At 38.5% G+C, this 21226-nt stretch carries 21 protein-coding genes; 15 read left to right on the top strand and 6 right to left on the bottom strand.

What is annotated here, in order from left to right; all coding sequences use genetic code 11:
* Nucleotides 1–248 precede the first annotated feature (248 nt).
* Nucleotides 249–2318, top strand: coding sequence for a DNA topoisomerase (locus QYB95_RS04555; protein ID WP_301136985.1), 2070 nt, complete (start codon nt 249–251; stop codon nt 2316–2318).
* Nucleotides 2319–2366: 48 nt separating this feature from the next.
* On the opposite strand, the gene QYB95_RS04550 is transcribed toward QYB95_RS04555, so the two are convergent.
* Nucleotides 2367–2630 (bottom strand): hypothetical protein, encoded by a 264-nt coding sequence (locus QYB95_RS04550; RefSeq protein WP_301136983.1) that lies wholly within the window; start codon nt 2628–2630, stop codon nt 2367–2369.
* Nucleotides 2631–2634: 4 nt separating this feature from the next.
* Here QYB95_RS04550 and QYB95_RS04545 point away from each other — a divergent pair, with 4 nt between their 5' ends.
* The 3 genes from QYB95_RS04545 (at nt 2635) to QYB95_RS04535 (ending at nt 4639) form a co-directional block, all read left to right on the top strand.
* Complete coding sequence (locus tag QYB95_RS04545) at nt 2635–3012, top strand: hypothetical protein (RefSeq protein WP_301136981.1); 378 nt, start codon at nt 2635–2637, stop codon at nt 3010–3012.
* A 23-nt stretch (nt 3013–3035) separates the two neighbouring features.
* Complete coding sequence (locus QYB95_RS04540; protein WP_301136980.1) at nt 3036–3242, top strand: hypothetical protein; 207 nt, start codon at nt 3036–3038, stop codon at nt 3240–3242.
* An 89-nt stretch (nt 3243–3331) separates the two neighbouring features.
* Entirely contained in the window at nt 3332–4639 is a 1308-nt protein-coding gene (locus tag QYB95_RS04535; RefSeq protein ID WP_301136979.1) for a copper resistance CopC/CopD family protein, read from the top strand.
* A gap of 1 nt (nt 4640) precedes the next feature.
* On the opposite strand, the gene QYB95_RS04530 is transcribed toward QYB95_RS04535, so the two are convergent.
* Complete coding sequence (locus QYB95_RS04530; protein WP_301136976.1) at nt 4641–5048, bottom strand: hypothetical protein; 408 nt, start codon at nt 5046–5048, stop codon at nt 4641–4643.
* A gap of 84 nt (nt 5049–5132) precedes the next feature.
* On the opposite strand from QYB95_RS04530, the gene QYB95_RS04525 reads away from it, so the two are divergent.
* From QYB95_RS04525 to epsC, 10 genes are all read left to right on the top strand, one after another.
* The gene (locus tag QYB95_RS04525) at nt 5133–5828 is read left to right on the top strand and encodes a hypothetical protein (RefSeq protein WP_301136975.1); all 696 of its coding nucleotides are present in this window, start codon (nt 5133–5135) and stop codon (nt 5826–5828) included.
* Between the two features lie 163 nt (nt 5829–5991).
* On the top strand, nt 5992–6282 hold the full coding sequence (locus QYB95_RS04520; protein WP_301136974.1) for a hypothetical protein: 291 nt from the start codon (nt 5992–5994) through the stop codon (nt 6280–6282).
* Nucleotides 6283–6315: 33 nt separating this feature from the next.
* Nucleotides 6316–6630, top strand: coding sequence for a hypothetical protein (locus tag QYB95_RS04515; RefSeq protein WP_301136973.1), 315 nt, complete (start codon nt 6316–6318; stop codon nt 6628–6630).
* On the top strand, nt 6623–10417 hold the full coding sequence (locus QYB95_RS04510) for a multicopper oxidase domain-containing protein (protein ID WP_301136972.1): 3795 nt from the start codon (nt 6623–6625) through the stop codon (nt 10415–10417). The genes QYB95_RS04515 and QYB95_RS04510 overlap by 8 nt, the downstream gene beginning before the upstream one ends.
* Before the next feature lie 35 nt (nt 10418–10452).
* Complete coding sequence (locus QYB95_RS04505) at nt 10453–11181, top strand: hypothetical protein (protein WP_301136971.1); 729 nt, start codon at nt 10453–10455, stop codon at nt 11179–11181.
* Nucleotides 11182–11608: 427 nt separating this feature from the next.
* Nucleotides 11609–12970: an aspartate kinase gene (locus QYB95_RS04500; protein WP_301136970.1), complete on the top strand. Its 1362-nt coding sequence runs from the start codon at nt 11609–11611 to the stop codon at nt 12968–12970.
* Between the two features lie 182 nt (nt 12971–13152).
* A complete protein-coding gene (locus QYB95_RS04495) occupies nt 13153–13683 on the top strand; it encodes a tubby C-terminal domain-like protein (protein ID WP_301136969.1) in 531 nt (176 codons plus the stop codon).
* 18 nt (nt 13684–13701) lie between these two features.
* A complete protein-coding gene (locus tag QYB95_RS04490; protein ID WP_301136967.1) occupies nt 13702–13929 on the top strand; it encodes a thymidylate synthase in 228 nt (75 codons plus the stop codon).
* 434 nt (nt 13930–14363) lie between these two features.
* A complete protein-coding gene (locus QYB95_RS04485) occupies nt 14364–15338 on the top strand; it encodes a 2-hydroxyacid dehydrogenase (protein WP_301136966.1) in 975 nt (324 codons plus the stop codon).
* A gap of 182 nt (nt 15339–15520) precedes the next feature.
* A complete protein-coding gene (gene epsC / locus QYB95_RS04480) occupies nt 15521–16420 on the top strand; it encodes a serine O-acetyltransferase EpsC (RefSeq protein ID WP_301136965.1) in 900 nt (299 codons plus the stop codon).
* Nucleotides 16421–16531: 111 nt separating this feature from the next.
* On the opposite strand, the gene QYB95_RS04475 is transcribed toward epsC, so the two are convergent.
* On the bottom strand, nt 16532–16741 hold the full coding sequence (locus tag QYB95_RS04475; protein WP_301136963.1) for a hypothetical protein: 210 nt from the start codon (nt 16739–16741) through the stop codon (nt 16532–16534).
* 75 nt (nt 16742–16816) lie between these two features.
* Nucleotides 16817–18181 carry a MocR-like pyridoxine biosynthesis transcription factor PdxR gene (pdxR, locus tag QYB95_RS04470; RefSeq protein ID WP_301136962.1) on the bottom strand — a complete coding sequence of 455 codons (1365 nt, stop codon included), beginning with the start codon at nt 18179–18181 and terminating at the stop codon, nt 16817–16819.
* Nucleotides 18182–18274: 93 nt separating this feature from the next.
* Here pdxR and QYB95_RS04465 point away from each other — a divergent pair, with 93 nt between their 5' ends.
* Nucleotides 18275–18862 (top strand): GNAT family N-acetyltransferase, encoded by a 588-nt coding sequence (locus QYB95_RS04465; protein WP_301136960.1) that lies wholly within the window; start codon nt 18275–18277, stop codon nt 18860–18862.
* Between the two features lie 213 nt (nt 18863–19075).
* On the opposite strand, the gene QYB95_RS04460 is transcribed toward QYB95_RS04465, so the two are convergent.
* Nucleotides 19076–20548 carry an amidase family protein gene (locus QYB95_RS04460; RefSeq protein WP_301136958.1) on the bottom strand — a complete coding sequence of 491 codons (1473 nt, stop codon included), beginning with the start codon at nt 20546–20548 and terminating at the stop codon, nt 19076–19078.
* Nucleotides 20549–20663: 115 nt separating this feature from the next.
* On the bottom strand, nt 20664–21164 hold the full coding sequence (locus QYB95_RS04455) for a GNAT family N-acetyltransferase (protein WP_301136956.1): 501 nt from the start codon (nt 21162–21164) through the stop codon (nt 20664–20666).
* Nucleotides 21165–21226 lie beyond the last annotated feature (62 nt).

The following is a 21226-nucleotide window of genomic DNA, read 5'->3' as shown; positions in this document are numbered from 1 at the left end:
TCAAAAATGCAATTAAGAATACATAATTACAAAATACCTTGGTGGTTCCCGTGGTTCGGGTTCGGGTACAAAAGGTAAAGCAGGTTAAATATTTAACATGATTCCTTGGAAATTTTCAATAGCCTTTCATTTCTATTAGTACAGCCAATCATAAGGGGTGCGAAATAATTAATTTAGCAATAAAATAGATTTCACTTAAAAAGTGAGTCTATTTTATATTATGATGAATAGAAAAGGGGGATCTGCTAATGAAAGCATTGCTAATCGCAGAAAAGCCATCTCTCATGCGTGATATTCAAAAAGTTTATAAAAAGATGCAATTACCCTATGAAATTGATTTTACATCTTTTGTCGGGCATGTCGTGGAATTAAAAGAACCACATGAATATAAGGCGGAATGGAAAAAGTGGGACTTGAATCTATTGCCGATGATTCCTGAACGTTATGAATTTCGGGTAAAGAAATCAGCTTATAAAGTATATAAGGAGATTGAACAAGTACTGAAAACGAATCGCTATGATTTTATCATTAATGCCTGCGATGCCGGAATGGAAGGGGAAAACATCTTTTACTCGTTCTATAAACGTGTTGGGTGCAAGCTGCCGGTGAAACGTTTTTGGACATCTCAAACAACAGACAATGCGATTTTCAAAGCTTTATTGAATTTAATCGATGAACAGGATCTATTAATTCGGAACCTGCGTAATGCAGCAATGTACCGAACGATCTTTGATTGGCTAATCGGCTTGAATTTAACGCGAGCAGCCACTGTCAAGGGCGGACGGATTATTAAAATTGGGCGAGTGATGACACCGACACTGGCTATTGTAGTGAAAAGAGAGTTAGAGGTTTTGCAATTTAAGCCTGAACCATATTTTCAAATCGAACTGGATTTAGGTCAATTTAAAGCTCTATGGTTTAGCCCAAAAACGAATGAGAACAAGCTAAAAACAATGGAAGAAGCTCAAAGCATCCTTTCACGAATAGGTAATACCGCCACTGTGCAGGATATTAAAACGGAACGAAAAACGATGAGTGCACCACCTTTACACTCACTTCTTGAACTGCAAAAGGAAGCAAACAAGTTTTTTGGCTTTACTTCCTCGGAAACTTTAAAAATAGCTCAGAGTTTATATGAGAAAAAGCTAATTACCTATCCTCGTACAGAATCCAAGCATTTGCCGACAAGCTTTGCCCAAAATATCAAGATGCAACTGCAGACACTGGCATCTTTAAATGAATATGGCTCTATTGTACAAGAGGTACTAAATCGTCCGGATGCTATACAAAGGACAATTCGTTCAAAAAAATATGTGGATGATAAGAAATTAACGGATCACCATGCCATTACAGTGACAGAAGTTGCCATTGGAAAGAAGAAGTTATCGCTGCAAGAACTGAAAATCTATCATCTGATTGCAAGAAGGCTGCTGGCGATTTTCATGCCTGCTTATGTGATTGATAAAACAGCCGTCCTATTAAAATCAAATGAAGAATTCTTTAAAGCAAACGGCAATATGGTCATTGATAAAGGATACACGATACTATACGATGCATTCAAAAAGAAGCAGGAGTTGCCGTTGCCTCCGCTCCAGTTGAGTATGCAGTTGCCAATTAAGGATGCAAAAATTCTATCCAAGGTGACGGAGCCACCTGCACGGTATACAGATAGTACGCTATTGGATGCGATGTTCCATGCGGGACGCTTTATAGAGGATAAAGAATTGCAGAAAATCTTAAAAGATGCCGAAGGAATTGGTACGTCTGCCACTCGCGCAGAAATAATAGAGAAGTTGATTTCCATTGGCATGATTGCCCGTGAAGGAAAATCGTTTAAGGCAACGCAATTTGGTATCGATGTCATTCAAAGCATAGGTGAACACGATATCGTTTCGCCTGAATTAACGGCTATCTGGAGTAAAAAGCTAAAGGATATTGTGGATGGCCAATTAAGCTCAGGTCAATTCTACAAAGAGATGCTAGCTTATGTAAAACAAACGACAGATGGTTTTGTATCATTGAACTTGAATGTAGCAGAGAAACAAATGGTCGTTGTAGGGAAATGTCTGCAATGCGGACAAGCGGTTGTAGAAGGATTTAAAGGGTATTCTTGTTCCAATAAAGCCTGTAAATTCTTTATTAGCAAGACCATCATGAAGGGGAAGATTACCCCTACAGATGCAAAGAAATTATTGAATGGTAAAGAAACGCGAGAAATCCGATTTACATGGAAAAGTGGGAAAAAGGGGAAAGCAAAATTAAAATTAGTAAATGAAAAACTAGAATTTGTTTTCCCTGCCCCGACGAAAGATAAATAGTTCTATAATATGTTTTAGCCTCCCTTGGGTTAGTAAAGTTTGCATATATTAAATGCAGATTCTCAAATCTAGAAGGGAGGTTTTATTTTGAGAAGGAAAACGAGAATCGAAAGAAACCGCGCTAAACGCAATCGACAAAGAAATAACGAGCATGATTACTTTGATAGATTCCATCATAACTTTGTAAAAAATGGTTTCGATCACCACGTAAAGAACCATTGCGACTGTAGATGCTGTCACAATCATGAACACCAATGCGAGTGTGGATGTGGCCACTGTCACGAGCATCATTGCAACTGTGGATGCGGTCACCGTCATGAGCACCATCACGACTGTGGATGCGATCACCGTCATGAGCACCTTGATGACTGTGGATGTGGTCACCGTCACGTGCATCATCATGACTGTGGATGCACTCAACAACATCATGGGCACCATCATGACTGCAAGTGCCATCACAATTCAATGCACGACCATGATTGCGAATGTGAGCATGACTGCGATTGTGATCACCGTGATAAACACCATCATGATTGCGGCAGCAGCCACTGCCGCGGAAATCATCATGATTGCAACTGCCGTCACCAACGGAGGAAAAACCATTTTGTTCTATTCGATTGTGATAGCTGTAATAAGCATCGCGATTTTTCCCATTCTCACAACCGTTGTGATTGCAGATGTCATTTATGCCTAAACTTGGCACGCTTAGATGATAATTTGAATTTTAAGCTGTTGAGAAACCAGCGTCGTCCGTTGGAAATGGTCACAGTCGGGAACAGACGTCTTAGAGGGAAAACGAAGCATGTAGGTATTGACTATGTAGATATTAAAGGAAACAACGGAAAAATGGTCACAGTTTTAAAGGACAAAATTGAGTTTGTTGATTGGAAAAAAGAAAGAAATAACGAACGGGAACGTTGGTAATCGCTTTATCGGGAATTTTAATCTGTTAAAAAGGATTCCAAAAATGAAGGCAATGAATAACATAGGTAGTAGAAAAGGAGATAAGGAAGATGATCTTGAAAATTTCCCGAATTACTATCTATTGCTTATTTATTGCTTTTCTTTTTGTTTCGATGGGCAAGCAAGTCAATGCCCACGTCTTTGTGGAAGAAGAGTCGCCCGTTTCAGGTAGTGTGTCTGAAGAGTCACCGAGTGAAGTTTCAATCAAATTTAGCGGTAAAGTAGACAAAAGCTTTTCAATGAAGGTATTCGATCAAAATAACCAGGAAATTATCACGAATTCTCTTTCCATCAGTGATGATCGTAGAACTATTTCCATCCATATTCCGGCACTGCCCAATGGACATTACAAGGTACAATACTATGTGATTTCATCGAATGATGGGCATACGATTGAAGGTTCCTACTTATTTCAAGTGAAATGGCAACATCACCCGTCAATTAATGAGGAACATATAAAAGAGGAGGCAGCCGGTGGAGCCGTTAATAAAGAAGACTCAGGGAATGGAAAAAATACGGCCACGACCCAAGGTGATAACGGTGTAATAGACATTTCGGAGTTATTTAATTATAGCGCCAAAGCAATCTATTATCTTGGATTATTATTGATTATGGGCTGGTTAATGATTTGGCAAGTCATAAGGTCCTATTCTATTGAACTTAGAAAAAGATTTCTATTCTATGGGATGGTTTTCCAGTTCCTGCATTTGATAGGTTTAGTCGCATTTCTATTAATCCAAATGAACACTTTTACGGCAAATGGCATTAGTTTTGAATTCGATTTCCCTTTGGAGACGAACTTTGGCAAGCTATGGATTGTTTCTCTGGCATTATCATTAATTGGTTTTCTAACATTGTTTAAGAATCAATGGCTTGATTATCTATGGATTCTATTGATTGGCATCGCAAAAAGCCTTAGTGGTCATACGCAAGAGTTTGAACCCTCTTCACTATTGGTTGGTTTAAATAGTGTCCATATTTTTGCTGGTGCTTTTTGGGCCGCGGGGTTGGTTTTTATCCTGCTATTTTGGCGTAAGCAGCAGCTCTATGTTAAATCTTTTCTACCTGTATTTTCAAATGGCGCCTTGATTAGTGCTGTTTTGCTGAGTATCTCGGGCAGCATGATTTCCTATTTCTATTTACCGGGAAAAGAGGCTTTGTTGACGGATTGGGGAGTTGTTTTATTGTCGAAAATTGCCATTGTGCTCGGCGTCGTCATTATGGGGGCAATCATTCGTAAAAGAATGAAAAGAGGTAGACTAGCGGATTTAAAAATACCGGTAATGATAGATTTTATCTTTATGATTTTGCTGATTATTGTCGTTGCTATTTTAACATCTTTAAATCCGCTGCCTTGATTTAGGACCTAATGGAAAAACACATCAAGCCAAACATCGCGTATACAAGTAAGGAACAAAAAGTGACAAGGGTAAGATCGGCTACAACCCCGATCATTGGACCCATTATACCTGCCATCAGTCCGCTTGATACACCGGTAAGCAATGTTTGGTAATCGACTAATGCGCCAAAAATGGCCCCAATAACCATCGCCAGTAAAGTGGCAACAATCGTAATAAGTGAATAATGTGAGGGGAATGCATAGCCAAGTAGTGTTCCAACGGCTATTCCCATCACGCCGCTGCTTGTCATAGCCAGGTTCATCCCTAAATGATAGCTAATCAAATACCGCAACTTCTTTAAATATAAATAAGTAAAGCTACATACAAACAAATAACTAATCAAAACAAAGAGTATTAATAAACTCATGTTCATCTCCTCCATGTATTTAGTATATGAAAACGATAAGTAAGCTGGTTACTTGTAAAACATTGAAGGGATGATTGGGCTTTTATGTATGAAAATGATTATCCGGAATTAAAAAAAGAGGATAGATATACTTCACCGGCAAGTCCTAAGCCATTACATGAATTGAAAATGCTGCAAGAGTATATTCATAGTGTGAATTTGCAGAATTTAGGTACCATCTTGCCTCATTATAAACAGCAGATGATTTTACTGAAGTTTTTCAAGTCGAAAAAAAATCAACTAGTTGAAATCTACTCAAGAAATAAAGATGAGGTCATTCATACCATCGGGAAAGTATCTGTTGTGGGAAGAGATTTTGTCATGGTCCGGACACTCCTAACTAGAATCTGGATTCCATACAGGGCAATCCATTCAGCAAAAACCCCTTTTGGTCTTCCGGATATGCCTGGTTCGCATCAAAATATATTGATAGACGAAGAATTAAGAAGAAAATTACTAACGAATTTTGCAGTAACCGTTGCGGAAAAACAAACACTTAGGCAGCAATTTTTTGAGGAATTGCTGCAGACTAATTTGAAAAGTTGGATTGGCACGAACTTAACCATCTACACCAGTAATATCTTCAACGGAAAACTACGAGGAGTAAGCCAAGGAAAGGTAACATTTAAAGAGAAGGAAATTGCTATAAGCAACATTACTTATATGAAGCAAGGCAGAATCCTCTCTTTCTTTGAAAAAATTCTTAAGAAATTGAAAATAACAAAATCGAAAAATAGTTAGCAAGAATGTCTCAATGGTCAAAAATACCGCTTTAGCTTTTGAGCCATTCTTATTTAGATGGACTACGTTATTTGAAATTGATTGTGTTTTTGTTTAAGTCTTTAACTTTATTTTCCATAGAATAGGTTGAAGAAAAAGTATCGTTTTGGAGGGGGAAAGTTAGATGAAAGAATCCCAAGATGTATTTGGTGATCAATTGTTCAGGGAAGTGCTCGGTAAATCCATCCTGCTTGTAACTGAAAGTAGACAATTAAATATCCTGGGCCAAACATTCAGACCGATATTCACCGGGGTTGTTACGACCGTGGGTAACGGTTTCATTACCTTAGATCCAGTAATTATTAAAATGCATAATGCACCATTTTTTAGATTTCCTACACCATTAAGTTTTCCAATAGAGCATATTGCGATATTTACCGAATTTGATCTGGATAGAAGAATACCATTGATTTAATCGACCAAAATCTAAAAAGAAAGGGTGAAAACGATGGGAAATGATTATAGGAATGAATGTGACTACCCAACCGATATCAATGCTTTTCGGGAATATGGCGTAACACAAGAATTCAGGGAAAATATAGGAATGAGGGCTTTAATTTTAATTGCTCCATTTCCATTTTTGATAATTGGCAGGATTGAAGATGTGGTAACCGATTATCTGATCATTTGTGCTGAGGTTACAAATATAAATGAGCTGGATGGCGAAGAATTTAGAATTCATATTGATGATATTGAAGTGTTTTATATAGAAAAGGATAATCGACGTCCGATTCCTGACATTAGGAATGGTTTTCATGCTTAGAAAGTACCATGTTGTAGCAATTCCAATCCGAATTGTGGTGAACCGGTTTGGAGATCATGATCCAAACGGCATGATGTATGTGTTGAAAGAAAATGAAAGTCTCGTAAAAAAGCAAGTAGAATTAAATCCTTATTCTACAGTAGATTTAGTGGAACCCTTGGTAATTCGTGCGAACGTTGGAGATGAAATTGAAGTTCTATTTGAAAACCAGCTCCCGTTTAACACAGGGATGCATATTCAAAATGCTGAGTATGATGTCTTTACGTCGGACGGTGCATTTGTCGGAATTAATCCGGACACTACAGTACCCAAAGGGAAAACCATTCTTTATAAATGGAAAGTGGATAATGAAGGAGTTCATTTTTTCTCGGATTTAGGAAATCCTTTATCCAGTGAAAAAGGCAGTAATGTCCATGGTTTATTTGGTGCGCTTTTCGTGGAACCAAGGGGCTCATGGTGGACCGATCAAGTCACGGGCAAACCGATAAACAGCGGGTTATATGCAGATATCCATAATCCATTTTTACCTTCCTTCAGGGAATATGGGTGGTTTTTCCATGATGAGATGGAAGTCGATGACCTAACTGGCCAAGCACCAATCAGCCCTCATACACTTCAGCCAGAAGCTACACATCTTGTAAATTACCGATCCGAACCCATGCGAAATCGAATGCGCCTCATTCAGGAAGGTGTAGTATGTCCGGACTGCGAGGGAGAAGAGGTTCACCATGATTCATGGGTCTTTGGTGACCCGGATACACCGATTCTGCCAGCATATATAGGAGACCCCGTCAAGATTCGACTTGTCCATGGTGGAGTTCAAGAAACCCATTCTTTCCATTATCATGTGCATCAATGGTTATTTGATCAAAATGATATGGATTCGGCTGTTCTTGATGTTCAGGCAATTTCACCTCAGGCCCAATATACAGTAACCCCGGCATATGGTTCGGGAAGTTTGCATGGCGCCTTTGGAGACGTAATCATCCACTGTCACCTTTACCCACACTTTGGGGAGGGGATGTGGGGGATGCAGAGGATTTTTGATACGTTGCAGGATGGCAGCATGTGCTATCCAAACGGTGTACAGATAAAGGCGCTGCAGCCGCTGCCGGATAGACCATGTCCACCAAAACCAACTCCTGAAAAACCCGGCTTTCCAAACTTTATCCCCGGTATTCCAGGGTTTAAGGCGCCAAGACCACCCCTTGGTATAGAGGGCGGCAGAGAGTCAACCAAACTTGAAGAAAATCACTTTGCTAAAAATGCTGTCCCTGGTGCTGTTTTTGTAAATCCAGCAACTAAGAAAACGCCAATCCGAGAATTTGATGTTGCCTTAATTCAAATGCCGATTGTTTATAACAAAGAAGGTTGGTATGACCCGGAAGGCAGACTTTACGTTTTGGAAGAAGATGAAGAAGATATCAGATGTGGTCGAAAACAACCTGAACCACTCACAATCCGTGCCAACGCTGGTGAAGCGATACGTTTTAGATATACAAATAAATTGCCGGAAATAATCGGGGGCAATGCATTTCAATTAGTCAACAGAACTTATGAGGCAGGGATGCACGTACATTTCGTTAAATTTGATGTTCTTGTTTCAGATGGGGCCAATGTAGGATGGAACTATGATTCTTCTGTATTGCCGGGTGAAACAATTAGATATCAATGGTTTGCAGATGTCGAGCTAAAATCAACCTTCTGGCATGACCATCTTTTTGCAAACGAACATCAGCAGCACGGAGTATTTGCAAGTATCAACATTGAGCCAAGAGGATCACAATACCTGGATCCCTACACAGGGGAAAAAATGAATGCCGGAACCCAGAGCATGATTGTCAATCCACTTATTCCGGACTTTAGAGAAATTAATTTATTTGTTCACGATTTTGCCTTGTTGTTTGATAAAAACGGAAATCCACTAAATCCACCTCCTTTCCCGGGTTCACCAGATGACCCTGGAGTTATGGGTGTGAACTACCGGAATGAGCCATTGCAATTCCGATTAAAAGAGCCCCATTGTGATCCCGCCTATGTCTTCAGCTCATGGATGCATGGAGATCCTGTAACGCCATTACTCGAGACCTATAACGGAGATCCAGTACGTGTCCGCTTGATACAAGGTGCTCATGAAGAATCGCATAGTTTTAACCTTCATAGGCAACGATGGCACAGGGAACGAGGAGATCTGGATTCCGAACTAGATCAACAACGACATCTTGCCATTGCCGAATCATTTACATTGGAATTCAGCATCGAAGGAAAAGGCGATTTCGACATGCTTTACCATTATGGATCGATTGATGATCTCTGGCTTGGCAACTGGGGAATCTTCCGTACATTTGAAAAACGCGTAGAGCATTTGAAACCATTGCCTGATCGTTCAGATATCCCATGGAGAGAAGAACCGCTACCGCAAAAAACGGGTGAAAGACCACTGCCAGCTATCGTAGAAAAGACAAGATATCCAAAAGGTGCCAAGGTTCGAAAATATGATATTGTGGCACTCAATACCAATATTGAATATAACGATGATGGGGATCATGACCCCTATGGTATTATCTTTGCCATGATGGAGGATGTTGAAGATATCCTAAGTGGGAAATTAAACCCGGAACCACTAATTCTACGAGCCAATGTTGGAGAGTATGTGGAGGTAACGTTAACAAATTTATTGACTGGCAAAGATCATCACCATGGCAGACACGGCTATCCAGAAGTGCCTGTAGATGCATTTTTCCCGCCATCGAGTCGCATCTCGTTACATGCACAGTTGGCTGAATATGATGTAAGACATTCGGATGGTGCTACGGTTGGCTTTAATTATGACCAAACCATTGGGCAAGGTGAGTGCAGAACGTATTATTGGTATATTGATCAACGCTTTGGAGCAGCAAACCTCTGGGATATGGCCGATATCCGAAATCACCGCCATCATGGAGCATTCGGTATGTTAATAGCGGAATCTAGAGGCGCAATCTATCTAGATTCAAAAACACGAGAAGAAGTTGATAAAGGAAGCCAATTGATTGTCTCCGTTCCGATCCTACCTGAATTTAGGGAATTTTGTCTTCAAATGCATGATGGTGTGAGGTTGTTGGATAAGAATGACAACTTAATCATCGACCCTCAAGTACTGTTTGAAGATGAGGATGAAGAAGACCGTCCTGATTTCGAAGACCAAGGTTCAAGGGGATTCAACTACCGAAACGAAAGATTCAGTAATCGTATAAAAAAATTCAGGGATATCCACAAGGTGTTTAGTTCCAAGAAGTTTGGAGATCCAAGTACCCCAATTTTTTTAGCCTACCCTGGAGATCCCATTATCATGAGGTTGACTTTCCCTGCCGATCGTGCAAGAGCTCATTCCTTTGCGATACATGGCCATAAATTCCTTAGTAGTGAAAGGGATATGAATTCGGCTATTGTATCTGTAGTGGATCATAACACAGTAGGGTCCAATGATAACCTCCAACTATTCTATGGTGCTGGTGGATTTTTAAATAGACCTGGCGATTATATGTATCGTTCAGGCAACATTCGTTGGGATATTGAACTTGGTTTATGGGGGATAATGCGTGTACTAAAAAGAAAGCATAAAGATTTGGCCCCTTTAAAGAAAATTAAAGTAAGGGCAGGCAGGACTCTTAGAGTCAATGCAATTCCAGCAAACAGCAAAGAGGATACTCATTCGAGGCGTACGATTAAAGGGAGAGTAAAAAGGAATATTGAAACAGTAAGAACAACAAAGAATGAAGGTAAAGATATATGGAAAGATGTATAAATTGCCATAATTCACCATGCAGATGTCCTCGGCCCATGGATTTGTTTGGTTCTCCTTATTTTTGCCAAAGGCGGATACGGACAAGAAAGTTTGCATCACCAAATAGCCCATTAGATCAAGAAGCGTTGGATGACTTGCAATCCTGTATAGAAGGAGCTAATGATCTACTGCGTTCATTAGGATCCAGGAGAGATGAAGATAATACAAGACAACTACAGCTTCATTTTATGGAAATGAGGGGAGAGATTGTTTCAGCCAAGATTCTTTGTGAATGTGAAAGCTTTGAAGCTGAAGAATCGCCTAATACACTGGAAAACAACAGCACAATGACAAGTACGATTTGTTTGGATGGAAAGATTGCGACAGCAGGTAAAGACTTCTTGCAAATCAATCAAAATGGCTCAGCAGTTTTTATTCTCTACAAAAAGCTCCTTTCCATAAAAATGAATGATTTTATAGAAGAAGTAGATCTAGAACCGCAATTTATTGACGCAGAAAAAAATCTCAGAAGAAAGTTGGCCTTCAATTTTGGTGAATTTGTTTCAAAAAATCCAAACTTTCTAAATCTCTTTTTTGGAGTCCCATTATTCTGTATACTTACAGAGTACTGTGGTAAAGACTCGATTGTTTTTACTACTAAAGGAATGGTTAAAGGGACAATCAGCGGGATTGATAGGGATCAAGTAACACTTCTAGATAATAGAGGAGAAATTGATATCGATCTTGATGAGATTTGTTATCTAAAAGTTATCAATCTTAAATAATTTTGTATACAAATTACAATAATTGTGTCTTGCGAAACAGGCAAGATGTTATATAATAAATTGACGCATTAAATTGTTGATACCAGTAACCGTATTAATAATCAATCGTGTGCATCGTGTGCTGCGATGTACACGGTTTTCTTTCTTTATTGAGGATATCGTCTATTAGAATGGATTTCTTTGATTTTAGGCAATTATGCTTTTCTGAGTTTTAGCTGTTACATATAATATATTGACTCATTTAAGCAACACTTATCTGATTGGCTATCAATCGGTAGCGTCGCTCTCTGTTTTAGTGCTCGCTCTATTATACAAAAATAATCAATATCTATAAATAGTCTTGACGACAGAGTGTAAAATTTGTACACTGTGAACAATCAAATGTTTTTTCGGGAAATACAATTTTGAATAGTAAGGATTTGGTGAAATGATTGTATGTAAATTTGGTGGTACATCCGTTGCTAACGCAGAACAAATTAGAAAAGTAGCGAATATAGTAAAATCCAATCCTGCAAGAAAGATTATTGCAGTATCAGCTCCAGGTAAACGTTTCGGCGACGATATTAAAGTAACGGATCTGTTAATCGAATTAGCTGATGCAGCACTGCATAATGGGAATGTAGTGCAAAAACTTGAGGTAGTTGTCAACCGATTCAAAGAGATTGCAGATGATCTTGATCTTGACAATTCAATATGTGAAGTGATTGCAAAGGATTTGCAAGAACGTATTGAAAGTGATAAATCAAATGAATTTGTATTTATAGATAATATTAAAGCTAGTGGGGAAGACAATAACGCAAAACTAATTGCGGAGTATTTTAACTCTATCGGGTTGCCTGCAAAATATGTAAGCCCTAAAGATGGCCTAGTATTAAATGATCCTCCAGAGCGTACGTACGCACTGCCAGAAACTTATGAGAATCTAAAAGATTTGGCAAGTGGTGACGAAATTGTTGTATTTCCTGGGTTCTTCGGCTATACGAAAGATGGTACTTTACGTACATTCGACCGAGGCGGGTCCGATATTACAGGCTCTATTTTGGCGGCTAGCGTTAAAGCGGATCTCTATGAAAACTTTACGGATGTTGACTGTGTATTCTCTGCCAACCCTAAAGTTGTAAATGATCCTGTAGGTATCTCGGAAATCACTTATCGCGAAATGCGTGAATTATCGTATTCAGGATTCTCCGTATTCCATGACGAAGCATTAATGCCCGTCTATAAATTAGGGATTCCTGTTAACGTAAAAAATACCAACAATCCATCTGCTCCAGGAACAAAAATACTCCCAACTCGTTCTCTTACAGGAAGACCTGTGACTGGTATTTCGGCAGATAGCGGTTTTTCGATTCTTTATGTTTCAAAATATCTGATGAATCGCGAAATCGGTTTCGGACGCAAACTTCTTCAGATTATTGAAGAGGAGCAAATTTCTTATGAGCATACACCTTCGGGTCTGGACGATATTTCTGTAATAATTCGCTCTAACCAATTAACCGAAGAAAAAGAAAAACGAATTGTTAAGCGTGTCAAAGAAGAATTGCATGCAGATGATGTATACTTCCGCAATGGTATTTCCATGATCGTAATCGTTGGCGAAGGTATGCGCAATAACACTGGCCTTGCAGCCCGTGCAGCAGCAGCGATTTCCAGAACTGGCGCCAATATTGAAATGATCAATCAAGGTTCTTCAGAAGTAAGCTTGGTATTTGGTGTTCTTTCACAAACAGAAAACCAAATCTTGCGAGCACTATACGACGAATTTTTTGCTCCCATAACAGTGGGCTAGGGAAGCCCGGCACTTAAAAAAGGTTCTACGGTTTAATGCTGTAGAACCTTTTTGCACGGTATGATTACCGTGTTTGATAGTGAATGTTGAAATTATTTTAAAATAAAGGATGTTCAAACTTTCTAAATTTCGAGTTATCAACTACTATTGTTAGTGGAAAATACTGATTTGGTGGAGATAGAATGAAAATATATACATATTGTCACCCAGAAGCAATCCAGTATACTGGTGACGTACCTATTTTGGATGATAGTGGGAAAGTAATTGCTTTTTCAAGACGCGTCTACGATAATTTGTTAAAAAAGACTTTTGATGAGATATTTGATTTTCGATACTTTTTAAAATATGATGTGATGAGTCTTAATGGGGAAAAACTTTTTACTGTGAAGAAAATTAGTAGAAGAGGCAAGCTTTGGTTCGAGGGTATGGAAGTCGCGATTGGAAAAAAATATATCATATCCTACGAGAATTGGCGCATAGGGATTCCTACTCTATATATTACAGATAAAAAGATTAAAATCCAGCTTGAGAAAGAAGCAGAAGATTGGTCGAGATTTCTTCTTGACGGAGAGGAAATCGCACGATGGAAAGCGGAATATAGGGAGGGTGAGGGTGAATTTCACATAACCCTACAAATCAATGATATTAGCCCTATTCAACAACCGTACTTTTTTATAGCAATATGCCAAGCAACACTGTTTGTTGGGGCGTAATAAAGGAGATATGAAGGTATGAATGTTATTTTTGTCATAACAGCAACTGGAGAAGAAGTGCTGGAAATGGTATCTAATGATGTGGCTGGTTTACTCGCCGCTGTTCAAGGAGAGAATGTGACCTTCCCATTCGGAAGCTTCAAGTATGATTTCCATACTTTAGATCACTATTTGGAGGATTCTGTTTATCGTCAAGAACTGGTTGTATATTTGAAGGTAGATAATAATAGCGGAACAACGTTGTAGAATTTGCAGAGTTGTTTTGCTTGATTGGTTATCGAAAGTGAGAGGAAAACCGTGATTCAGCTTTTTTTTATAGGCATGCTTCTTTATGCCATCTTATTTATCATAGCAAAACTCAACATATTTAGTGGGATGAACCGTGTTTTAAAAATGGTAAACACTATCGTAATTGTAGTTTTTACTATCTTTATACTAATAAAAACAGGGCTGCTCCGCATGATAGCAACCTCAATTAGTCTCCTCTTAATTCGCTTATCTGAACTGATTGGTTCATTATTCTAATAAATTTTTACCGTCTCGTTAGGAATTGAGGCGGTTATTTTTTTAGCTGTCGCTGTAACGAAATTTACTTCAATACATTAAACTAAATTTGATAATGGTTTCAATCAGGGGATTGCTGTAAAATTGGTTATAAAAGAGAAGTGGGGTGTGTAAAAATGAAAATATTATTTACTCGTTTGATCCAGTCTCCTCTGTTGGAGCAAATTCCCAAAGAATATGAAGTGGTGATGTGGGAAGAAGAGAATAAAATTATGCCGAGAAACGAACTGCTGAAAGAGGTTTCAGATGCGGATGCTATTTTTGCTAATTTGACGGATCGTTTGGATTCCGAGTTTTTTGAGCACGCTAAAAAGTTGAAAATTATAAGTACGATGGCTGTTGGTTTTGATAATATTGATCTACAAGAGGCTACAAAGCGTGGTATACCGGTAGGCCATACACCGGATGTATTATCCGAAGCGGTAGCAGAACTTGCGTTGACATTGATGTTCGCTTGTGCAAGACGAGTTGTAGAAAGCATGCAATTCATTAGAGAAAACAAGTGGGAAAGTTGGGGACCTTATTTATTTGCCGGCCAAAAAATCTCCGGTGCCAAATTGGGGATTATTGGAATGGGACGTATCGGGAAAATACTCGCAAAGCAGGCAAAGGCATTAAATATGGAAGTAGTCTATGCGAATCGTCGCCGAGATGAGGAAACCGAAAAAGCACTAAATGTTCAGTTTCGTGATTTAGATAGCCTTTTAAAGGAGTCTGATTATGTTGTGATGCTTGCGCCTGCATCTGAAGAAACTTATCACATAATGGGATACAGAGAATTTTCGCTTATGAAAGCGACGAGCATCTTTGTTAATGTTTCAAGAGGATCCACAGTGGATGAGGAAGCATTATATAAAGTTTTAAGTGAACATGGGATATTTGCTGCAGGACTTGATGTATTTGAGATCGAACCTATTCAAAAGGACCATCCTTTGCTTTCGTTGGATAATGTCATTGCTGTGCCTCACATAGGAAGTGCTACAAAGGAAACCAGGGATAAGATGGTTGAAATTGCATTGAAGAATATTTTCAATGGCCTTAATAATGAGCAATTATTGTATACAGTGAATGAGGAAGTGTACAAGATATAAATTATTTTTAATAAAAAAAAGTGATGAAGAAATCAAGCAAATTCCTCATTTTATAAAATAAAAAGATTGAATATAATGAAATCTTACAACGCTTAGACTCGAAGTTATTTACTTAAGGCATAGAGTATTTTACAATAATAAGCATGCCATATTAGAATATTGCTAAAAAGGGGAAGAGTAAAATGAGTTTAAATGATTGGTTGAATAGTGAAATCCCGAAAATTTCGAAATCACTTGAGGATATACATAAAGATCACTTTTCGATTGACGAGACAATCGGTTTTGAAGGGCAGGAATCAATCTACAAAATACTGAGAAATTTCCGTTCCGCACTTTTCCCATGCTTATGTGATAAATTTAAAAATGAAGATACAAGGCTAAATATTACAATTGGGAATAATTTAAGAACATCGGCACTGGATTTAAAAGATTTAATCGAGAAAGTAATTTCTAGAGACAGCAATTTGAAAGAAGCTGAAATTACTTCAATTGCCGAAGAAATTGTGATCAATCTAATCAAGAAGTTTCCGGAACTTCGCAGAACACTCCAAACTGATATCCAGGCTGCATATAATGGAGATCCTGCAACAACCTCGACGGAAGAGATTTTGCTAAGCTATCCATCAATTCAGACAATAACAATACATCGGGTTGCCCATGAATTATACAAAGCGGGTGTGCCAATCATTCCTAGAATCATGTCGGAATATGCACACCAGTTGACAGGTATTGATATTCACCCAGGTGCATCGATAGGGGAGTACTTCTTTATTGATCACGGTACTGGTGTTGTTATCGGGGAAACTTGTACAATTGGAAAGAATGTGAAAATTTACCAAGGTGTAACATTAGGAGCGAAAAGCTTCCCTCTAGATGAAAATGGAAATCCGATTAAAGGAATAAAACGCCATCCGAATATTGAAGACAATGTTGTTATTTATGCAGGTGCAACGATACTTGGTGGAGACACGACAATCGGGCGTAATTCAGTAATTGGAGGAAATATTTGGTTAACGCAATCTGTTCCTGAAAACTCAAGAGTATACCAAACACAGCCATTGCCAAATATCAAGGTCGATTAATTCTATATATTAACCAAGGAAACGTTTAGCTGTTTTCCTGACGAGAAAAGCCTGTGGGTCTCTTCAACCTAGCAGGCTTTTTTGTAGTCCACTGTTTTCAAGAATGACTTATTAGGCCATACCGCCCTGATTGTTGTCCATCTTCTTGATAACATCCTTCATCGATAGCTTTTCAGAGTTATTCTTCCCTGGGTGTTCCACTGTGATTAATCCAAATTCCTCGTCTTTACTAAAACGAACCTCTTCCTTGGAAACATCTAAAGGATTTTTATTTGTATATTCTGTATTTAAATTTTCACCGTTGTTTTTATTAGTTGGCATGTACTCAGCTCCCTTCTTGATTAATATGAGTATTTTAAATTTGTTTATGTAATGGGGGAGTAAAAATTCGATTACTTAGTGAGGATTTTTCCATTGATCAGCAAGTAGGATTACTGCTTCTTCAATGGCATCATAAGGGATTGCCCCGTACCCAATCATGACGAAATTTACTACCTTATTTTGCTGATAGGAAGTGGAAATTGGGTCGATAATGATACCCGCTTTTTCTGCAAGGCGAATTGCATTGGTCTCATTTAAGCTATTTGGCAACCTTACGACGATATGTAAACCGGCAGCATCTCCAATGATTTCAAATTCATTACCCAAAAGAGTATGTAAACAATCGAGTAGTTTTATTCGCTTTTTCCGATATAAGGTCCGCATTTTGGCAATATGCCTTGTATACAAACCACTTTCCATAAACTCAGAAATTACATGTTGATCCACTTTAGACACAGTCGTTTTTTGGTCTTTATAAAAAGTATTAAATTCTTCCACTAGAGCTTTTGGCAAAATCATGTAGCTGATTCGGACAGAAGGTATTAATGTTTTTGAAAACGTACCAAAATAGATGACACGCTGAAGCTGATCAATTTGCGCTAATGGAGGTATTGGATTTCCTTTATAGCGAAATTCAGAATCATAGTCATCCTCAATTAAAAATGAATCATTGTCATTTGCCCATTTTAACAAGTCGATTCTTCTTTCAATAGGCATAACACCACCTAAAGGAAACTGATGTGCGGGTGTTATATAGTAATACTTACATGGTTGCGAGGGAATAGTTGCTCCTTTTCCATCAATGGGAATAAAATGAATACCTAGTTGATTTTGCTGAAAAATTGCGGTTGCTCTTCTAAAACCAGGTTCTTCGATTGCAACGTCCACTTTACCAAAAAAACGGCTCAGTTCGTTGAGCTGGTGCTGCGTTCCGCTGTAAATATAAATTTGGTCCAAATCACAAGCGAAGCCCTTGGATTTTTTAATGTATAGAGCAATTTGTTCTCTTAAAGTCACTTCTCCTTGCCAGGAACCGTTTGAGACTATATCTGTTTTCAGTACACTTTTATAGATTTTTAGCCATGTTTTTATGGGAAACTCCTGTTCATCCACTTGGCCGTTTCTAAAGTTGTATAAGGCAGCTGGAACAGGAATGTTGATTTTGTTTGCTTTAGCTTGTAATGGCTGTTCCCAGTCCACATCAAAGGCGGATATATAATAACCGGAACGCTCAACGCTATAAATATAGCCTTCACTTGCTAACTGCTCATATGCTTCCTGAATTGTATGGATACTAACGTTTATATGTGCAGCAAGGCTTCTTTTAGATGGTAGTTTGGCATTTGCAGGTAATGTTTGATTGATAATCATGCTTCTTAACTGTTCATAGATGTCTAAATATTTTGGCTGTTTGTTTGAAAATATAATGGAAATCTCCAAAATTCCACCCCCCTGGTATGGTCGAAAAAAAACATTTTGATACTGTTTATCATACCAAAAATCTATTTTACTAGTAATGGGAGGGAACAAAAATTGAGAAAACAAATTCACTTAGAAAATGACGTTGTACGATTAAGGCCGGTTGGAGTAAAAGATGTGGAGGGCATAGCAAAAGCAGCAAATTATCCCGAAATTTGGGAGCATATGTCTGTTTCATTATTAACAAAGGAAGCCGTTCAAGAATATGTGGAAAATGCAATCAAGGAACGAGAAGAACAACAATCCTATATGTTTGCAATAATTCATAAAGCAACAAACCAAATTATCGGCACTACCTCTTTCTTGGATATTGCTCAAAGCCATAGACGAGTCGAAATTGGCTCAACATGGATTACGCCGTCTTATTGGGGAACAAACGTTAACACGAATTGTAAGTTTCTTTTATTAACATACTGTTTTGAGGAAATGAATCTAAATCGTGTGCAAATTAAGACGGGACATGAAAATATCCGTTCCCAGAAAGCCATTGAACGGTTAGGCGCCACAAAAGAGGGGATACTCCGAAACCATATGATTCGTAAGGAGGGGACAATCCGTCATACGGTGATGTACAGCATGATACATGAAGAGTGGCCGGAAATAAGAGTTCGATTCCTCGAAGAACTGCTAACTAACAAATAGCTACTTGTAAACGAGGAGCTTGTATTAGATTCGAAATACCCGATTATTTATGTGAAGCCAGATTTTAAAACAATCAAAAGTTGCATTATAAAATGTAAAAGTTAGCTTGCCTGTAAGCAATTAGAGTCCTTGGATTATAATGAAAGAAAAATCCCTGCTTGTGTAAAAGAAGAGATTTTTCATCTTTCGAGGTGTAATATAAAAATTTAAATTTTATGGTTTAAGCTGTGGGGCCTGTCTATGTTTAGTGGCTTGCTCATAGGCATATGCTATTTTTATTAATACCCCTTCTGAAAATGCTGTGCCAGCAAACGTTATGCCAAAGGGTCTGCCACTTTTCTTATAGCCAGCGGGGACGGCGATACTCGGGTATCCCGCTTTTGCACTAATAGTTGAACCTGTATAAGAGGGGAAGAGAATTGCATCCAGATTATATTTCTTTAAAGTAAAGTCGATTCCTTGTTCTTGCGAGAAATACAAGTCTTCTAGCTTTGAATTTAAATAATCAGGACTGCTTAATGTATTCGATAGACCAACCCTTTGCTTCAATTTATCCTGGCCATATTTTAAAGCCTCTTCGCCAATCTCCTCATTAAACTCTATTAATTCTTTAATAGAATGTACAGGGGAAAGCGGTGATAACTGTGCAAGATAGTTATCTAAACTGTGCTTAAGTTCATATAGACTAACCCCCCAGCTCCAGTTTCTGCTGAAAGAAGGGATATCAACATTTTCAACTATTATGGCCCCTTGATCCTTAAGTGTTTGAATAGCATCATTGTATAGTCTTCCATCATATTCATCCGAAAGAAGAAAGGCTTCTGTAGCATCGATAAAAATTCCAATTCTGGCACCTTTTAAACCAGAAGCGTCTAAGAAATCACTATACTTCACCCCCGGTATATGCTTGTATTTATGAGTTGCTGGATCACTTTCATCAACACCAGCCAGAACATCAAGCAGCAAAACAGCATCGGCTACATTCCTTGCAAAAGGTCCGGCAGTATCTTGTGAATAGGAAAAGGGAATGATTCCGCGTCGACTAATTAAGCCAACTGTTGGTTTAATACCTACGACTGAATTTTGTATTGCCGGGCTGAGTATAGAGGCATCTGTTTCTGTACCTATAGAACCTACAGAGAAATTTGCCGCAACGGAAACCGCCGATCCTGAGCTGGAACCCCCAACAAATAGACTACGCCCCCCATATGGATTAAATACTTGACCACCCCTGGAACTATAGCCAGCCCACATTTCACTTGACATACCATTTGCTAATTCTGTCATGTTCGTTTTGCCTAGAAGGATTGCGCCTGCTTTCCGTAGCTTTTCAACTAAGAAGGCATCTTTAGCTGCGATATGACTACTTAAAGCAAGAGTACCTGCACTAGTATGCATAGAATCATGCGTTTCGATATTATCTTTAAGTAATATGGGGATGCCATGTAAAGCTCCTCTTGCTCCCGAAGCTTTTCTCTCAAAATCTAGTGCTTCGGCAATAAAAATAGCATCAGGATTTATCTCTAATACGGAATTTAACTTCGGACCACTTTGGTCGAATTTGGCAATCCTATGTAAATAGTACATCACCAATTCTTTTGATGTAATGACTCCTTGATCCAAAGCCTTTTGAATCTCGACTATCGTTAATTCATCTTTTAAAAAGTCATTAAATTTTATAGCCATATATAAACTCCTTGTCAATAACTTTAATAAAAATCACTGAAAGTACTCCTAAACAATGTACCCCTTTGTCTTCCCATATTCTTACATCATATGTTTCAAAGCATAAAAAAATAAGCTAATCTCGTCCAACCAACCGGCTTCTTCTTTCTAATAGCAAAGTATCTTTCCAGATACCATCCATTTTTGCAATTTTTTCACGGATGCCGACCACTTTAAAACCGTTTTTCTTATGTAAACGAATGCTTGCTTCATTTTCCATGAATATTTTGGCTTCCAATGTCCAGAACCCCTCTGCTTCTGATTGTACAATCAAGTGATGAAGCAGAAGATTTCCAACACCTTTGCCCGTAGCCTCGGGATGTATATAGATACTGTCTTCTCCGACACCTGAATACACTTCTCTGTAAGAGACTGGAGTCACCTTACACCACCCCAGTATTGTGTAGTCCTCTTCGGCCACCAGTGAGCAGGAAAGATTCGCTTGCCCAATCCACTGCTCGTAGGAAAGGGGAGCTTTTGGTTCAAATGTGGCATTTCTAGTTGCAATGCCAGCTTCATAAATGGATTTTACTTGTTCCCAGTCATCTTTCGTAACTTTCCGGATTTTAATTGTCATAATTGTTCCTCCAAAATAGTTTAAATAAATATTATCCAAAATACTTGTAATTTGCAAATAAA

Source organism: Ureibacillus aquaedulcis (assembly GCF_030418165.1).
In the GTDB taxonomy this organism is placed as follows: Bacteria; Bacillota; Bacilli; order Bacillales_A; family Planococcaceae; genus Ureibacillus; species Ureibacillus aquaedulcis.
Note: the sequence above shows the minus strand (reverse complement) of the source record. Positions and strands in the feature narration are given on the sequence as shown.

What these genes read in the sequence shown, in the direction of transcription:
- QYB95_RS04500 (WP_301136970.1), top strand. Translation starts at nt 11,609, where the DNA reads ATGATTGTATGTAAATTTGGTGGTACATCCGTTGCTAACGCAGAACAA.
- QYB95_RS04545 (WP_301136981.1), top strand. Translation starts at nt 2,635, where the DNA reads ATGAGCACCATCACGACTGTGGATGCGATCACCGTCATGAGCACCTTG.
- QYB95_RS04460 (WP_301136958.1), bottom strand. Translation starts at nt 20,548, where the DNA reads ATGGCTATAAAATTTAATGACTTTTTAAAAGATGAATTAACGATAGTC.
- QYB95_RS04520 (WP_301136974.1), top strand. Translation starts at nt 5,992, where the DNA reads ATGAAAGAATCCCAAGATGTATTTGGTGATCAATTGTTCAGGGAAGTG.
- QYB95_RS04555 (WP_301136985.1), top strand. Translation starts at nt 249, where the DNA reads ATGAAAGCATTGCTAATCGCAGAAAAGCCATCTCTCATGCGTGATATT.
- QYB95_RS04490 (WP_301136967.1), top strand. Translation starts at nt 13,702, where the DNA reads ATGAATGTTATTTTTGTCATAACAGCAACTGGAGAAGAAGTGCTGGAA.
- epsC (WP_301136965.1), top strand. Translation starts at nt 15,521, where the DNA reads ATGAGTTTAAATGATTGGTTGAATAGTGAAATCCCGAAAATTTCGAAA.
- QYB95_RS04515 (WP_301136973.1), top strand. Translation starts at nt 6,316, where the DNA reads ATGGGAAATGATTATAGGAATGAATGTGACTACCCAACCGATATCAAT.
- QYB95_RS04455 (WP_301136956.1), bottom strand. Translation starts at nt 21,164, where the DNA reads ATGACAATTAAAATCCGGAAAGTTACGAAAGATGACTGGGAACAAGTA.
- QYB95_RS04525 (WP_301136975.1), top strand. Translation starts at nt 5,133, where the DNA reads ATGTATGAAAATGATTATCCGGAATTAAAAAAAGAGGATAGATATACT.
- QYB95_RS04495 (WP_301136969.1), top strand. Translation starts at nt 13,153, where the DNA reads ATGAAAATATATACATATTGTCACCCAGAAGCAATCCAGTATACTGGT.
- QYB95_RS04530 (WP_301136976.1), bottom strand. Translation starts at nt 5,048, where the DNA reads ATGAGTTTATTAATACTCTTTGTTTTGATTAGTTATTTGTTTGTATGT.
- QYB95_RS04485 (WP_301136966.1), top strand. Translation starts at nt 14,364, where the DNA reads ATGAAAATATTATTTACTCGTTTGATCCAGTCTCCTCTGTTGGAGCAA.
- QYB95_RS04505 (WP_301136971.1), top strand. Translation starts at nt 10,453, where the DNA reads ATGGATTTGTTTGGTTCTCCTTATTTTTGCCAAAGGCGGATACGGACA.
- QYB95_RS04510 (WP_301136972.1), top strand. Translation starts at nt 6,623, where the DNA reads ATGCTTAGAAAGTACCATGTTGTAGCAATTCCAATCCGAATTGTGGTG.
- QYB95_RS04535 (WP_301136979.1), top strand. Translation starts at nt 3,332, where the DNA reads ATGATCTTGAAAATTTCCCGAATTACTATCTATTGCTTATTTATTGCT.
- QYB95_RS04475 (WP_301136963.1), bottom strand. Translation starts at nt 16,741, where the DNA reads ATGCCAACTAATAAAAACAACGGTGAAAATTTAAATACAGAATATACA.